Origin of the sequence: Pseudomonas sp. SORT22, from assembly GCF_018417635.1 — a bacterium.
Classification (GTDB): Bacteria; Pseudomonadota; Gammaproteobacteria; order Pseudomonadales; family Pseudomonadaceae; genus Aquipseudomonas.
Map to the genome: position 1 here is coordinate 3722064 of NZ_CP071007.1, position 14167 is coordinate 3736230.

Annotated in this window: 16 protein-coding genes; 7 read left to right on the top strand and 9 right to left on the bottom strand. The window is 63.5% G+C overall.

What is annotated here, in order from left to right; genetic code table 11:
- Both JYG36_RS16955 and JYG36_RS16960 read right to left on the bottom strand, forming a co-directional pair.
- Entirely contained in the window at positions 1 to 186 is a 186-nt protein-coding gene (locus JYG36_RS16955) for a hypothetical protein (protein WP_143013292.1), read from the bottom strand.
- A 103-nt stretch (positions 187 to 289) separates the two neighbouring features.
- Positions 290 to 535, bottom strand: a complete 246-nt coding sequence (locus JYG36_RS16960; protein ID WP_093384492.1) for a DUF6021 family protein — start codon at positions 533 to 535, stop codon at positions 290 to 292.
- Between the two features lie 332 nt (positions 536 to 867).
- On the opposite strand from JYG36_RS16960, the gene JYG36_RS16965 reads away from it, so the two are divergent.
- Together JYG36_RS16965 and JYG36_RS16970 are read left to right on the top strand one after the other, a co-directional pair.
- Positions 868 to 1110, top strand: coding sequence for a hypothetical protein (locus JYG36_RS16965; RefSeq protein WP_213601747.1), 243 nt, complete (start codon positions 868 to 870; stop codon positions 1108 to 1110).
- 46 nt (positions 1111 to 1156) lie between these two features.
- Positions 1157 to 1573: a glycine zipper domain-containing protein gene (locus JYG36_RS16970; protein ID WP_093384495.1), complete on the top strand. Its 417-nt coding sequence runs from the start codon at positions 1157 to 1159 to the stop codon at positions 1571 to 1573.
- 51 nt (positions 1574 to 1624) lie between these two features.
- Here the strand turns inward: JYG36_RS16970 and JYG36_RS16975 are convergent, their stop codons facing one another.
- Positions 1625 to 2353, bottom strand: coding sequence for an aspartate/glutamate racemase family protein (locus JYG36_RS16975; RefSeq protein ID WP_213601749.1), 729 nt, complete (start codon positions 2351 to 2353; stop codon positions 1625 to 1627).
- Positions 2354 to 2375: 22 nt separating this feature from the next.
- Complete coding sequence (locus JYG36_RS16980; RefSeq protein WP_045201230.1) at positions 2376 to 3893, bottom strand: NCS1 family nucleobase:cation symporter-1; 1518 nt, start codon at positions 3891 to 3893, stop codon at positions 2376 to 2378.
- Positions 3894 to 4347: 454 nt separating this feature from the next.
- On the opposite strand from JYG36_RS16980, the gene JYG36_RS16985 reads away from it, so the two are divergent.
- The 3 genes from JYG36_RS16985 (at position 4348) to JYG36_RS16995 (ending at position 7288) form a co-directional block, all read left to right on the top strand.
- The gene (locus JYG36_RS16985; RefSeq protein WP_045201229.1) at positions 4348 to 5034 is read left to right on the top strand and encodes a GntR family transcriptional regulator; all 687 of its coding nucleotides are present in this window, start codon (positions 4348 to 4350) and stop codon (positions 5032 to 5034) included.
- Positions 5035 to 5155: 121 nt separating this feature from the next.
- Positions 5156 to 6355 carry an amidohydrolase family protein gene (locus tag JYG36_RS16990; RefSeq protein ID WP_213601750.1) on the top strand — a complete coding sequence of 400 codons (1200 nt, stop codon included), beginning with the start codon at positions 5156 to 5158 and terminating at the stop codon, positions 6353 to 6355.
- A 96-nt stretch (positions 6356 to 6451) separates the two neighbouring features.
- Positions 6452 to 7288 carry a bifunctional allantoicase/(S)-ureidoglycine aminohydrolase gene (locus tag JYG36_RS16995; RefSeq protein WP_045201227.1) on the top strand — a complete coding sequence of 279 codons (837 nt, stop codon included), beginning with the start codon at positions 6452 to 6454 and terminating at the stop codon, positions 7286 to 7288.
- Between the two features lie 72 nt (positions 7289 to 7360).
- On the opposite strand, the gene JYG36_RS17000 is transcribed toward JYG36_RS16995, so the two are convergent.
- A complete protein-coding gene (locus JYG36_RS17000; protein WP_213601751.1) occupies positions 7361 to 8194 on the bottom strand; it encodes a 5'-nucleotidase, lipoprotein e(P4) family in 834 nt (277 codons plus the stop codon).
- A gap of 151 nt (positions 8195 to 8345) precedes the next feature.
- Positions 8346 to 8936 (bottom strand): phosphorylase family protein, encoded by a 591-nt coding sequence (locus JYG36_RS17005; protein WP_195883679.1) that lies wholly within the window; start codon positions 8934 to 8936, stop codon positions 8346 to 8348.
- A gap of 162 nt (positions 8937 to 9098) precedes the next feature.
- Here JYG36_RS17005 and JYG36_RS17010 point away from each other — a divergent pair, with 162 nt between their 5' ends.
- Positions 9099 to 10277, top strand: coding sequence for a GGDEF domain-containing protein (locus JYG36_RS17010; RefSeq protein WP_045201225.1), 1179 nt, complete (start codon positions 9099 to 9101; stop codon positions 10275 to 10277).
- Positions 10278 to 10293: 16 nt separating this feature from the next.
- On the opposite strand, the gene JYG36_RS17015 is transcribed toward JYG36_RS17010, so the two are convergent.
- Positions 10294 to 11169 carry a LysR substrate-binding domain-containing protein gene (locus JYG36_RS17015; RefSeq protein WP_045201224.1) on the bottom strand — a complete coding sequence of 292 codons (876 nt, stop codon included), beginning with the start codon at positions 11167 to 11169 and terminating at the stop codon, positions 10294 to 10296.
- A gap of 128 nt (positions 11170 to 11297) precedes the next feature.
- Between JYG36_RS17015 and JYG36_RS17020 the strand changes: the two genes are divergently transcribed.
- A complete protein-coding gene (locus JYG36_RS17020) occupies positions 11298 to 11930 on the top strand; it encodes an ankyrin repeat domain-containing protein (protein WP_502937520.1) in 633 nt (210 codons plus the stop codon).
- Here JYG36_RS17020 and JYG36_RS17025 read toward each other — a convergent pair.
- Both JYG36_RS17025 and JYG36_RS17030 read right to left on the bottom strand, forming a co-directional pair.
- Positions 11927 to 12787 (bottom strand): LysR family transcriptional regulator, encoded by an 861-nt coding sequence (locus JYG36_RS17025; protein WP_213601753.1) that lies wholly within the window; start codon positions 12785 to 12787, stop codon positions 11927 to 11929. The genes JYG36_RS17020 and JYG36_RS17025 overlap by 4 nt on opposite strands.
- Before the next feature lie 75 nt (positions 12788 to 12862).
- Complete coding sequence (locus JYG36_RS17030) at positions 12863 to 13954, bottom strand: DUF3616 domain-containing protein (protein ID WP_213601754.1); 1092 nt, start codon at positions 13952 to 13954, stop codon at positions 12863 to 12865.
- Positions 13955 to 14167: the final 213 nt, after the last annotated feature.

Sequence of the window (14167 nt, forward strand, 5' to 3'; positions counted from 1 at the left end):
TCAGCGCACCACTTGCCGCGGGCGTTGCGGGCGCAAAAAATAGCCCATGAAGAACGCGATCATCACCAGCATCGCGCCCAGGTCGGTATTGCCGCCAGGCCCGACGAACTGGAACAACCCGGTACCCATGACAATCCCGGAGGTAACACACAGGACAAACCACACGGCTTTCTTGAGAAACTTCACGATCGTTCGACATCCCTGCCAGAAAAAACAAAAGCCCGACCGAGGTCAGGCTTGAAGGCGGCCAACTTGGCGCAGATGCGCGCGCCTGTCAACTGCGCGGTTGCTATCCACCATCGGTATCAATGTCGGCGTCCTTGCGCGGTTTGTCTTCGGGCCTGGACTTGAAGTCCGGGCTGTAGTCGTTGTCCCGGGCGGCCTGGTCGGGTCGGGGCTGGTTAGGCGCCTTGGCCGGCCCGGTTGGGTCGACCTGCGGATCATCGAGGTCCGGCGAGTCCGGGTCGAAGCCCAAGTCATCCGCTTTGCTGGCGTGTTCAGACGAATTTGCGCCGCTGTCGCTGTGCTTGTTCATGAAGTCCTCCTGATCGCGCCTCCAGAAGCCAGAGGCGTGTTATTGGGAGGCCGGCGCGGGAGAATCGTGCGATTGGATCTGATCAGTGGGCTGCATCAGCACGGATATAGAGGGCAAGACGGGCAACGCGAAAAAATTATAGACCCGGCCCCGCCTTAACGACGGCTTAACCACCGCGGATTTATCCTCCAATTCCTCCCTTCAGAACGTTTGGCCCACCTCGGTGGGCCTTTTTTGTTGCGGCAAATTACAACGCTCATGGGGAAACAAAATCCCGAAAACACAGTCTGAGTTTGTACCTTCCCTACCGCCCTGCGGATCAAGGACCCTCAGTGCTGAAACAGCTGACGCAAATCGCCGTGATCACCAGCGTACTGGCCGCCTCCGGCTGCTATTACCACGATTACGACCGCGACGATTACCGCCGTGGCGACCGTGACCATCGCTACTCCCGCGACTGGGACGACCGCGACGATCACGACCATCGCAACTACAAGCGCTACCGCGATGACGACCGCTACCGCAACTACGACCATGACCGGCGTCGCGACCGTGACGACGATGATCACGACTGAGCTGCCTGCTGTTCCCATAACCCCCGTATTTCCTGAGGCTAACAACATGCGTATCTCATTACCTGCATTGACGCTGGGTATCCTGCTCTCCCAGGGCGCCATGGCTGCCGGCGACGGCACCGCCGCCATTGGTGGTGGCCTGGGCGGGGCGTTGGGTAACGTGGTCGGCCAGCAGATCGGCGGCAGCACCGGCGCAGCCATTGGCGCCGGCGTCGGTGGCGCCGCCGGTAGCGCGGTCGGCGCACGCAAGGGCAACCGCACCGAAGCTGCGATCGGCGGCGGCCTGGGTTCGGCTGGTGGCTCGGTGATCGGCAACCAGGTGGGCGGGCGCACCGGCTCAACCATCGGTGCCGGCCTCGGTGGCGCGGCCGGCGGCGCCCTGGGCAACAACATCGCCGACGATAACCGTCACGATTCCAGCGGGCATAAACACAAGCACAAGCGTAAGCACAAACACCGCTGAGTAAGAAAGGCCCGCACAATGCGGGCCTTTTTCATAAGTGGACCAGGCCATTCACTCCAACATCGCCCGAGGCCAGCCCAGAATCTGCTTCTGCCGCGGCTTGGCGTAGGTGCGCACCTTCGAGGTACTCAGCTTCAGGCGCACCAGCGACTCCGCCAGCGCCACCGCCGCCGTCACCCCATCGACCACCGGCACCCCGGTACGCGCCTGGATCCGCTCCTCCAGCCCGACCATGCCGCCACAACCCAGGCAAATCACCTCGGCCTTGTCGACATTAACCGCCTCCTCGGCTTCGCGCACCACCGACTCGATGGCCCGCTGCGGATCTTCTTCAAGCTCGAGCACCGCCAGGCCACTGGCGCGCACCGAGGCGCAGCGGTTGTCCAGCCCGGCCAGCTTCAGGCGGTCTTCGATCAGCGGCACGGTGCGGTCCAGGGTGGTGACCACCGAATAGCGATGGCCGAGCAGCATCGCCACGCTGGCCGCCGCCTCGGTGATGTCCACCACCGGTACATTGAGCAGCTCCTGCAGGCCTTCGCGGCCATGTTCGCCGTAACCGGCCTGGATCACCGCATCGAACGGCTGGTCGTAGCTGAGCACCCGCTCCATCACGGCCACCGCCGCCAGGTAACTTTCAAAATTACCCTCCACCGATTCGGCGCCAAAGCGCGGGGTCAGGCCGACGATCTCGGTGCCCGGCGAGGCCACGCTACGCGCCTGGCGGGCGATGGCGTCGGTGATCGACTGCGTGGTGTTGACGTTTACGACCAGAATTCTCATTGCGGTATTCCTTGTGCAGAACTCAGTGCTGGGCGCTGTCGACGGCAAAGTGCTCGCCGGAGCAGTCCACGTAATGTTTGTTGCGATCAGAGATCAGGTAGTACACGCCGCCGGCAATGGCGGCGCCGAAGAACCAGGAGAACGGCGTCAGGGCGCTGAAGGCCGGTACCAGCGACAGCACCACGGCGGCAATGGCCGAGGGCACCAGGGCGGCAACTGCCTTGTAGTTGACCCCGCGGGTGTAGTGATAGGTGCCGCTGGCCGCTTCGCTGTAGAGGTCGGGCACGTGCACCTGGGCTTTGCGGATCAGCCAGTAGTCGACCATGATGATCCCGTACAGCGGCCCCAGCAGCGCGCCCAGGCCGGAAAGGAAGTAGACGATCACCAGTGGGCTGTTGTAGAGGTTCCAGGGCAGGATCAGCACCGCCAGGGTGGCGCTGATCAAGCCTGCGCGGCGAAAGTTCAGGCGGCTTGGCGCCAGGCTCGAGAGCACGAAGGCCGGGGCGACGAAGTTGGCCATGATGTTCACCGCCACGGTGACGATCAGGAACGCCAGGCAACCGAGCACCAGGAATACCTTGTCGGGGATCGCCGCGACGATCTGGGTCGGGCTGTCAATCACCCGGCCATCGATGCTGAACTGCGCCCCGGCCAGCACAAAGCTGATCACCGCGAACACCAGGATGTTCACCGGCAGGCCCCAGAAGTTGCCGACGCGAATGGTCTTGCGGCACGGCGCGGAACGGGCGAAGTCGCAGAAGTTGAGGATCAGCGTGCCGTAAATCGCCAGCCACAACGCGCCACCGGCAAACACCTGGGTCCACATCGTCCAGCCGGTCAGCGGCTCGCCGACCGACCAGGCCAGGTTGCCATCGACCCGCAGGTACATCCAAACCGCCAGGATCAGCACGGTGGAAAGAATCACCGGCCCGGCGAAGGATTCGTACTTGCGCACCATCTCCATGCCGAAGGTGAGGATCACCAGTTGCACTAGCCAGATGGCGATAAAACTCGCCCAGCCAAGGCTCGACAGGCCGAGGATCGCGTCCTGATCGAAGCGAGCGAGGTCCGGCGACACCGCCACCAGCAGCACCCGCAGCACCACCGAGGCCAGGTAGGTCTGGATGCCGAACCAGGCGATGGCGATCACCGCGCGGATGATCGCCGGCAACTGCGCGCCATAAATGCCGAAACTCATGCGGCTGATCACCGGGAACGGCACCCCGGTTTTCTGCCCCATGTAGCCAGAAAGGTTCATGAAGAAGTACACCAGCACGGCGCCGATGCTCAGCGCCGCGAGCATCTGCCAGCCGGACAACCCGAGGGCAAACAGGCCCATGGCGAAGGAATAGTTGGCGATGTTGTGCACATCGTTGGTCCACAAGGCAAAGATGCTGTAGCCGCCCCAGCGCCGGCCTTCGGCCTTGGTTGGCGCGAGGTCGGCATTGTGCAGCCTGGGGCTCAGCGCCCCCGGCTCGAGCGGCGCGGCCTGCGGCGGCAGGTAGGCGGTTTGCAGCGGGTTGGAAGTATCCAGTTGCATGTTCCCCGGGCTCCTTCTGCAGCCCCTGAGTCAGGGCGTTGCAGCGAATTATTGTTGGATTTGAAGAGTGGGACCGCAGTGTTGGCGCTGCCCTGCGCCGATGCATACAAAAATTGCATACAATAATTGTCTAACGATTTTCGACGAACAATATGTGTGCCAGATGGGTGGCGAAGTGGTTGAACGTGCATCCTATAAACACATTTAAGCTATTGATTTTTATAGAATTAATTTTTCACCTGAACACTTGAAAAGCGAATAAACCTGATCAAGTGGTCAATCGCCTACAGCGTTACGGTGAGAAAACCAGTAACGCTACGGCTAGTTTTTGTATCCATAAATTTGCTACTCAAGTACACACTTGTGTATTCAGGAACTGTCGCGGGTCATCAGTGGTGCACAGCAGCCCTCATTTACGGCATGCTTATAAGGTCAAGGCATATCGGAGCTGGTAATGACGGAAAAACACCCCGCATCGACGGTAGAGCGCGTCTACCAAGGGGTTCACGAGGCCATCAGAAAACGCACCCTGCGCCCCGGCATGAAGCTGGGCGAGTCGTCGTTGGCCGAGCTGTTCAAGGTCAGCCGCACCTCGGTGCGCGCCGCCCTCAAGCAACTGGAAGCCGACGGTCTGGTGTCCACCGAGCTGAACAAGGGCGCCTGGGTCTCGCTGCCCAGCGACGATGACATCCGCTCGGTGTTCGAAACCCGCCGGCTGATCGAAATCGGTATCGTCACCGAGCTGTGCCGCCGCGCCGATCCCGCCATCCTCGCCCCGCTGCACCAGCATGTGGCCGCCGAAGAAGCCGCCGCCGACGCCGGCGACCATGGCCGCTACGTCCACCTGCTGGGCGAATTCCACCTGCGCCTGGCCGAGGTGCTCGACAACCCGGTATTGCTCGACTGGTTCCGCAAGCTGATCGAGCGCGGCTCGCTGTACGCCTCGACCCTGGATGACGAGCGCCACGAAGCCTGTCGCGGCAACGAGCACCTGCGCCTGCTGGGCTTTATCGAAGCCGGTGACCAAGCCGCCGCCATCGAGCTGGTGTGCACCCACCTGCGCGGCATCGAAGAGGCGATTCTCAAAGCCACGCAAACGCTCAAGGCCGACTATCACCCGCTCAAGCACCTGCTGGGCTGAGCCCGCCTCAAGCCCGGGGTTCGCATTCAGAAAACCACTGCAACCGATTCCAATATTTAATTTGTGGATAGGTGCGGTCTTTCTATAGGGTGTGAATCAGTAGCAGGCAAAGGGCTGGAAAATGATCGATCGAGTATTCGTCAACGCTGTTGCTGCCGATGGCAGCCCGCTCAACCTTGCGGTTGCCGACGGGCGCATTGTCAGCCTGGGCAGCGAACGTGCGCCCAGCGCAGGTGCCGAGGTCGTCGACCTGGCCGGCCACCTGGTGCTGCCCGGCCTGATCGACGGCCACATTCACCTGGACAAGAGTTTTGTCGGCGATCGCTGGCACCCGCATCAAGCGGTGGGCAGCCTGCGTGAACGCCTGGCCATCGAAAAACGCGAACTGGCCGCTGCCCCACCGATGCTCGAACGTGCCGAGGCGCTGATCCGCCAGGCAGTAGCGTTCGGTACCGTGGCCATGCGCAGCCATGTCGACGTCGATGCCACCACCGGCCTGCGCAACCTGCAGGCGGTGCTGGAGGCGCGGGAGAAATGGCGCGGCATCGTCGATATCGAGCTGGTGGCCTTCCCGCAAGCCGGGGTGATGTCCTGCCCTGGCACTGCGCAGGTGCTGGAAGCGGCAATTCGTGAAGGCGCCGAGGTGATCGGCGGCATCGACCCGACCACCCTCGACGGCGACGCCGACGGTCAGCTCGATGTAGTCTTCGGCATTGCCGAGCGCCATGCGGTGAAGATCGACATCCACCTGCACGAGCCCGGCCTGCAAGGCATCGAACAACTGCAAACGATCGCCGCCCGCACCCGCGCCGCCGGCCTCAATGGCCGCGTTGCGGTCAGCCACGCCTATGCCCTGGGCCAGGTCGACGACGAGGTAGTGGCGCGTACCGCCACCACCCTCGCCGAGGCCGGGGTAGCGATCATGACCAACGCTCCGGGCGATCATGGCTTCCCGCCGATCTTGCGCCTGCGCGCCGCCGGGGTGAACGTGTTCGCCGGCAACGACAATATTCGCGATGCCTGGTGGCCCTACGGCAACGCCGACATGCTCCAGCGCGCCATGCTGATCGGCTACCGCTCGGGCTTCTACAGTGATGAAGATTTGAACGTGGCACTGGCCATGGCCACCACCGCCGGTGCGGCAGTGCTGGGCAAAAGCGACTACGGTCTGAAGGTCGGCAATGAAGCGACCTTTATCGTGCTCAAGGCTGACAACGGCGCCGCCGCAGTCGCCGCGGCACCGTCCGAGCGCCGCCTGGTGCGCCGCGGCCAGTTGGTGCCGGCAGCGCCGGCCCTGCAGTTCGAGGTCCGCGCCCGCTAACAAACATGTTTCTGCCGGCTTGCGCCGCAGAGAAAGACAATCGCCCACGGGCGATGCAACACAAAACCCCAGAACAACAACGACAGAAGGTGTTCCATGTCGAAGTCCAATTACTACGCTCCCCACGGCGGCCATCCGGCGCAGACCGAACTGCTGACCGACCGTGCCATGTTCACCGAGGCCTATGCGGTCATCCCCAAAGGCGTGATGCGTGACATCGTCACCAGCCACCTGCCGTTCTGGGACAAGATGCGCATGTGGGTCATCGCCCGCCCGCTGACCGGCTTCTCCGAGACCTTCTCGCAGTACATCGTCGAAGTGGCGCCAGAAGGCGGCAGCGAGCGTCCTGAGCTGGACAAGAACGCCGAAGCGGTATTGTTCGTGGTCGAAGGCGAAATCGACATCACCCTGCAAGGCAAGCCGTACACCCTCAAGGAAGGCGGCTACGCCTTCATTCCACCGGCCGCCGAGTGGAGCCTGCGCAACAACAGTGGCAAGAACGTCACCTTCCACTGGATCCGCAAGCACTACCAGGTGGTTGAAGGCCTGGCCCTGCCGGAAGCGTTCGTCACCAACGAAAAAGACATCGCGCCGATCCCGATGCCGGGTACCGACGGCGCCTGGGTCACCACCCGCTTCGTCGACATGGCCGACATGCGTCACGACATGCACGTCAACATTGTCACCTTCCAGCCAGGCGGCGTGATTCCGTTCGCCGAGACCCACGTCATGGAGCACGGTCTGTACGTGCTCGAAGGTAAAGCCGTTTACCGCCTGAACCAGGACTGGGTCGAGGTCGAGGCCGGTGACTTCATGTGGCTGCGCGCCTTCTGCCCGCAGGCTTGCTACTCCGGCGGCCCGGGCCCGTTCCGCTACCTGCTGTACAAGGATGTAAACCGTCACATGAACCTGGTGCTCAACCCGCAGCGCTAAGTTTCACGGTTGCATTGAAAATCCCGCAGGCCTCTCGGCCTGCGGGATTTTTTGTTTCAGGGCCTGGCTCAATCAGTTGGCCGGCTTCCAGGCGCCCTGCTGCGCGGCGTCGCGGAATTTGGCCCGGTTGGCCGGGGTGTCGGCCGGTTCCGACTCGCCGAAAATAGCCTTGAGCCAATGGCCGTCGGTGGGGTTGGGGAAGATGATGTACTGGCCGCCAAACTTGCTGCGGCTGGCGTCCACCAGCTGCGCACGCTGCTCGACCTTGTCGACGTAGAAGCTGCGCTCGAAGTCGTTGAGGTTGTCACCGAGCATCAGCAGCACGTTGTACTGCTCGGCGATCTTGTGCTGGGCCGGCTCCTTGTTCGAGCTTTCACGCAGGATGGTCACGTGGGCTTCGTCGGCATACGGCACCTTGAGCGCGCGCAGGTTGTTGAGCGCGTACTCGTAGGTCTTGTCGCCCTGGTCGCGGCTGGAGACGTAGAAGATCTCCACGCCGCGCGACTTGGCATACTCAAGAAACTCCAGCGCCCCCGGGGTCAGGGTCGGGCCATTGGCGGCGACCCAGCGGTCCCACACCGCGTCATCGAAGAACTCCTTGTCCTGGCCGATCAGAAAGCCCCAGTAGGTGTTGCTGCTGAGGATGGTGTCGTCGATATCGCTGATGATCGCAGGCTTCTTGTCGCCCGGCTTCTGCTGGGCCAGGGCCTGGTCCAGGCGCGCCTTGGCGACGTTGAAACCCTGGTAGTACAGGGCGCGGAACTCGGCCGCGGTCTGCCGCCAGGCCACTGCATCGACCAGCAGGTTGGAGCGTACGGTGGTTTCGGGGGTGGTGGCTTGCGCGTGAACCAGAGGGGTGGCCAGCAACAGCAAGGCCAGAGAGATCGCGTTCTTGAGCTGAGGCATTCGGGGCGTTCCTTGTGATCTCCCGCTCTTGGGCGGCGGGAGTCGGCTACTCATACCGCACGCAGGCAGGCGCCACAATCGCCGCGACGCGCAGGCGCAACAATGTGGCGCACCCGCGCATCTTGGCCGGTTTCAGGCCGCCACCACAGGCTCAACCCTGGGGGCTGAACAGCACCCGCTTGAAGGCTTCGGCGGCCAGGTGCACCTGCACCGACCAGTCGTCTGCGGCGTCGCTGCCAGCGTCATCGGAAATGTACTTAAGGCACAGGAAGGGAATGTCTTCGTTGCGGGCGATCAGCGCCAGCACGTAGGCCTCCATGTCGACGATGTCGTACGGGGCAGCGCCGTGACTGATTTCGAAGCTGTCACCGCTGCCGCAAATGCCCAGCGGCAAGCCCGCAACGCGCTGGCCATGCTCAAGCAGCACCGGGATGTCGGAGAGCGGCGTCTCGTAGCGGGCAAAACCCAGCGGCGTGACGTCCATGTCGCGCTGCACGAAGCCCGTGCAGCACACCAGTGCGCCCTTGCCATGGCCGGCGCTGCCGGCCGAACCGAGGTTGACGATCAGTTTGGGCTTGCGTTGCTGGATGGCCTTGGTCAGGGCAATGGCGGCGTTGACCTTGCCGATGCCGGTGAACAGCGTGTTCATCTCGGTAAACAGCTCGCCGGCCTCCGCCTCAAGGGCGAAGACGAACAGGGTGTCGGCCAGGGAAATATCGGGAAATTGCTGGGTCAGCATCATGGAGCGAAGATTCCGAATGGGCTGCAGATCGGCCATCAGCATAGCCCAAGCCGCAGTTCAAGGCAGCCGGATGCTGACAATGCAACACCGGCTCGGCTAGCATGCCGCTGAAAACCGGCGCTGGCCGGTTGGCCACCCGGCCATGAGCGGAGAGCGATACCCTTGCTGCTGAGCATCCCGACCCTGTTGCTGGTGGCCATTTTCATCTTTGCCCTGATGGGCCTGCTGACCCTGCACGCCTGGAGCCGCGGCGTGCGCGAGCGAACCCTGGGCTATTTGGGCAGCATGCTGTTGCTCGCCGCTGGCGGCACGGCGTTGATCAGCCTGCGCGGCAACGCCCCGGACTTCATCGCCCTGGTGCTGGGCAACATGGTGCTGCTGCTCAGCGCCGCGTTGAACTGGGCCAGCATGCGCGCGTTCAGCGGACGCCCGGCGCACCTGCCGGGGATTTTCGCTGGCGCCCTGTTCTGGTTTACCTGGTCGCTGACGCCAGGCTTTACCGATGACCTGGGCCTGCGCGTGACGGTCTATTCCATGCTCACTGCCTGCTACGGCTGCCTGGCGGTGCTTGAGCTATGGCGCGACCGCAAGCGCCTGGAAGTCGCCTACCTGCCAACCCTGCTCCTGCTGCTGGGCCACAGCGGCTTCTACTGCGTGCGCAGCTTCGCCGACCATGGCGTATCGCTGGAACAGGCGATCGCCAGCGACGGCCACGGCACCGGGTTTTTCTCGTTCATGCTGTTCGAGTCGATGCTCTACGCCATCGGCATCGCCTACGTGACCCTGGCCATGGTCCGCGAACGCACCGAGCTCAAGTTCAAGGCCGCCGCCTACACCGACCCGCTGACCGATATCGGCAACCGCCGCGCCTTCATGTCGCGCGGTGCCGAACTGCTGGCCGACTGCGCCCGGCGTGGCGAGCCGGTGAGCCTGCTGCTGTGCGACCTCGATCATTTCAAGCGCCTCAATGATGTCTACGGCCACCAGACCGGCGACCAGGCGTTGATCGCCTTCAGCCAGGTGACCCGCCTGAGCGTGCGCGAGGAAGATGTCTTCGCCCGTATCGGCGGCGAAGAGTTCGCCTGCCTGCTGGCCAACACTGACGAGCACTCGGCGCTGCGCGTGGCCCGGCGCATCTGCAGCAGCTTTTATGAATTGCCGCTGCTTGAGCCCGGGCTGCTCAGCGTCAGCATCGGCATCGTCGGCGCCAGCCGCCCGGGCGAGCACGACCTGTCGCGCCTGCTGTCGATGGCCGACAACGCCCTGTACGCGGCCAAGCGCCAGGGCCGCAACCGCGTCCAGCTGTACCGCCCTGCCGCGCAGCCTGCCGATACGCTGTGAGCCTGGCGAAACCGCCCTACTCGCTAGCCAGGGTGCGCGCCAGTTCCGCAGCCAGTTCCTTGACCATGGCATCGGCGGTTGGCCGATGAATGATCGCCACTTCCATGGCATCGATCGACGGCAAGCCGTGTTCCGAAGTCAGCTTTAAATGTTCGGCGGTAACCGCCCGCAGCGGCAGCAGGCTGATGCCCATGCCGTTGGCCACCGCCGCCTGCAGGCCGCTGAGGCTGGAGCTGGTGAAACTGATGCGCCAACGGCGGCCCATGCGCTCGATGGCGCCGATCATGTCGTCGCGGTATAGGCCGCGCGGCGGAAAAGTCACCAGCGGCACCGGGTCCTGGTCGAAGGCCGGGTTCTTGGCGCTGTCGATCCATTGCAGCTTCTCGGGCCAGCAGGCCACCGCCTCACGGCTGTTACGCCGCTGCTTGAGCAAAATCAGGTCGAGCTCGCCGTTGTCGTAGCTGGCGCTGAGGTCGCGGCACAGGCCGCTGGTGACCTCCAGCTTGACCTGCGGATGTTTGCGGTTGAAGGTCGAGAGCAGATGGGTGGTGCGCCCGGCGGCAAAGTCTTCCGGCACGCCCAGGCGCACGGTCACCGCCACCGTGGCGCCCGACATCGCCTCAAGCATCTCGTCGTTGTAGGCAAGCATCTGCCGGGCGTAACCGAGCAGCGTCTGCCCGGCGTCGGTGGCCAGCACGTCGCGGTTGCCGCGCTCGAGCAGCTTGTGCCCGACCATCTCCTCCAGCCGCCTGACTTTCTGGCTGACCGTCGACTGGGTTGAATGCAGGCGCGCCGCCGCCGTGGTGAAGCTGCCGCAGTCGCTGACCATCACCACCGCGCGCAACAGGTCAAGATCAAACAGCGGCCTATTCGATTTTTCACTGACAGACATGCTTTTATTTAACTTCTAAATAAGGAGCCCGACTTTTAACATGGCTCGACCCCGCGAGCAATCGCCCACCAGGAGGTACTGCCATGCTCCTTGAACGCCTGTCCACCCACCTTGCAATGGTGTTCGCCATGCTCACATCGCTGACTGCCAGTGCCGACGGCGGCACCCTCGAAAACCAGCTGCGCAGCGCCGCCGAAAACGGCCAGGCCGCCCAGGTACGCAGCCTGCTCGACCAGGGCGCTGTGCTGGAAGCCCGCGACAAAATGGGCCGCACGCCGCTGCTGCTGGCCACCCACAACAACCAGATCGACGCCGCCAAGGTGCTGATCGACGCCGGCGCCGACGTCAACGCCAAGGACTCCATAGAAGACAGCCCCTACCTGTATGCCGGCGCCCGTGGCCACAACGACATTCTCAAACTGACCCTGGCCCACGGCGCCGACCTGAAAAGCACCAACCGCTACGGCGGCACCGCGCTGATACCGGCAGCCGAACGCGGCCACGTCGAAACAGTACGCCTGCTGATTGCCGCAGGTGTCGCGGTTGACCAGGTCAACAAACTGCACTGGACCGCCCTGCTCGAAGCCATCATCCTCGGCGACGGCGGCCAGCGGCATGTCGAGATCGTGCGTGAACTGATCAAGGCCGGGGCGGATGTCAACCTTGCCGACGGCAAAGGCGTAACCCCGCTGCAACATGCGCGGCAGCGGGGCTACAAAGAAATGCAGACTCTATTGGAACAAGCCGGCGCCCGCGCTTAACTGCTCTCCAGCAAGCGATCGAGCAACCACAACCCCGCCGGCCCCGGCGGGGTCAGCTTCGACCAGGCCACATCCACTGCAATCGGCCGCGGCCAGCCGCGCAGCTTGAGCTCGGTGAGCTGGCCATGGCCGTACTGGCGGACCAGGCCGTGGGGCAACTCGGCCCAGCCAAAGCCCTCCCCGGTCATCTCCAGCAGCATCAGATAATCCGGCGCCGACCACACCCGCCCCTGGGGTTTGTTGACACTGTCGGTGTAGGTATTCAAATACAACTGCCGATGCCCGGCCAGGTGCGCCTGGGTCGGCTGCGCAAGCTGCGCCAAGGGGTGGCTGCTGGCGACAAAAATGCCCATCTGCGCCTGCGCCGCCAGCCGCGTCGCGGCCACATCCGCCGGGTAGCCGGGTTGCGCCGCGAGCATGCCCAGATGTGCGCGGCCACTCTGCAGCAGGTTCAGCACGTCGCCCGCCTCGGCGATCATGCATTCCAGCTCGATGTCCTGATAGCGCTGCTCGAACAGCTGCATCACCCGGTTGTCCGGGTTGAGCTGATGCATGTCGGAAAACACGATTGTCAGCCGCGGCTCGACCTTGTCCGCCAGGCGAATGCTCAACTGGTCGAGGCGCTCGCTGGCGGCGAGGATCTCCTGCACATGGCCGAGCACCTTGCGCCCGGCTTCGGTGAGCAGCGGTTGCCGGGCCTGGCGGTCGAACAGGGTAACGCCCAGGTCGGCTTCGAGGTTGGCGATGGCGGCGCTGACGGTGGATTGGCTTTTGCGCAGCTTGCGCGCGGCGGCGGAGAACGAGCCGAGGGCGGCGGCTTCGACGAAGGCTTGCAGGGCTTCTGGGGAGTAGCGCATTGGGGGTATCGGTTTTTTCGATGCTGGTAGCCGCAGTGTAGCGGCAAAAGCGATCTCAATGCCGCGCAGCCGCCGTTAGCTTAGGGTAAACAGGTCGCCTTCCACACTGCGGTCAGCGTGTTTACGACGCTGCGCTGCGGCGTCGTAGACGATCAGCAAAAGCTCGCTCTGCTTCTCAGCCGACTGGAACAAACACATGCCCTCTGCATGATCGTCGCCGTTGCCGAACGGTACCTCCAGCACCCTCTGCAATTGATCGGCAAACACCACCTGCTCTTCATCGGCCGCAAAGCCGCCGCGCCAACGGAACACCGTGACCGGGCCATCCAGGTCCATGGACGGCCCTGCCAGAATCAGCAGCTCGTCGCCGCGGCTGCACAGGTCGCGCACCCCCAGGCCGTTGAGCGCGAAGAAGTGCTTGCGATAGCGGCGCCCGTCCGGGCCGATCTTCTTCAGCACCAGGGTGTCGGTGGAGTCGCCATCGGCTTCAGGCTCGATCTCCAGCAGCACGCTCCAGCCGCGCAGCACCGGCCCCCGCAGCCCCAACAGCAGGCGCGAGCCGATGACGGCCAGGCCCTCGATATCGAAACCGTTGTCTTTGCCCGGGATGCGCAAAAAGTCGCGTAGCTGATCGTCCCTGGCAATTTCCGCCGTGAGGTCGTTGCCGAGCGCATTGCCATGTAACTGCGCCGCCGTACGCCCATCGCCATCCAGCTTGTCGGCAAGCACATAACTGTCGTTCTGCTGCACCACCGGGAGACGCGCCAACAGAAAGCGATTGCCATCCGCCTCTACCGTCGACAGGCGCTTGATGTTCTTCTGCGCAGATTTGTCGGCATCCGCCTTCTTGCGTTTGAGGCTATGGGAGCCGACGACCCAGAGATAACCCGCGTCAGCGGCATAGGCCAGGCCCTCGATATCGATCTCGGCATCTGCATCGGGTATGGGCAGGCGCAGATACTTCATCAGCGGGAAGGAGTGGTGCTCATCGCACGTCACCGCCCCACCGGGTACTGCGGGCTGGATGGTCAGGCGTTCGAGGCTGGTGGTTTCGTCGTTGGCCAGCCACAGCGTGTTGCCGATCTGCAAGGCAACCGAAAGGCCATCGCGCAATGAGGCAGATGCTGGATTAAAGCGCAGCATCAGGGTGTTGGCTGGCTTGTTCATGGGGGATTGCCTGGGTTGATGCGAAGGTGTGTGAAGGCTAGTGGCTGTTGGGTAGGAATCAAGGTTGTTGGCAGGGGGGCTGACTCTGCGGCACTTCTTGTAGTGGCGGCTGGGCGTGGGGCGCCGTCATGCGTGCAGGGTTTCTTGATCGCTGGCCTGGGAACCGGCGGATAGCTGCTGCCCTCTTGGTTAGAGTGGCCGAGAAGCCACCTA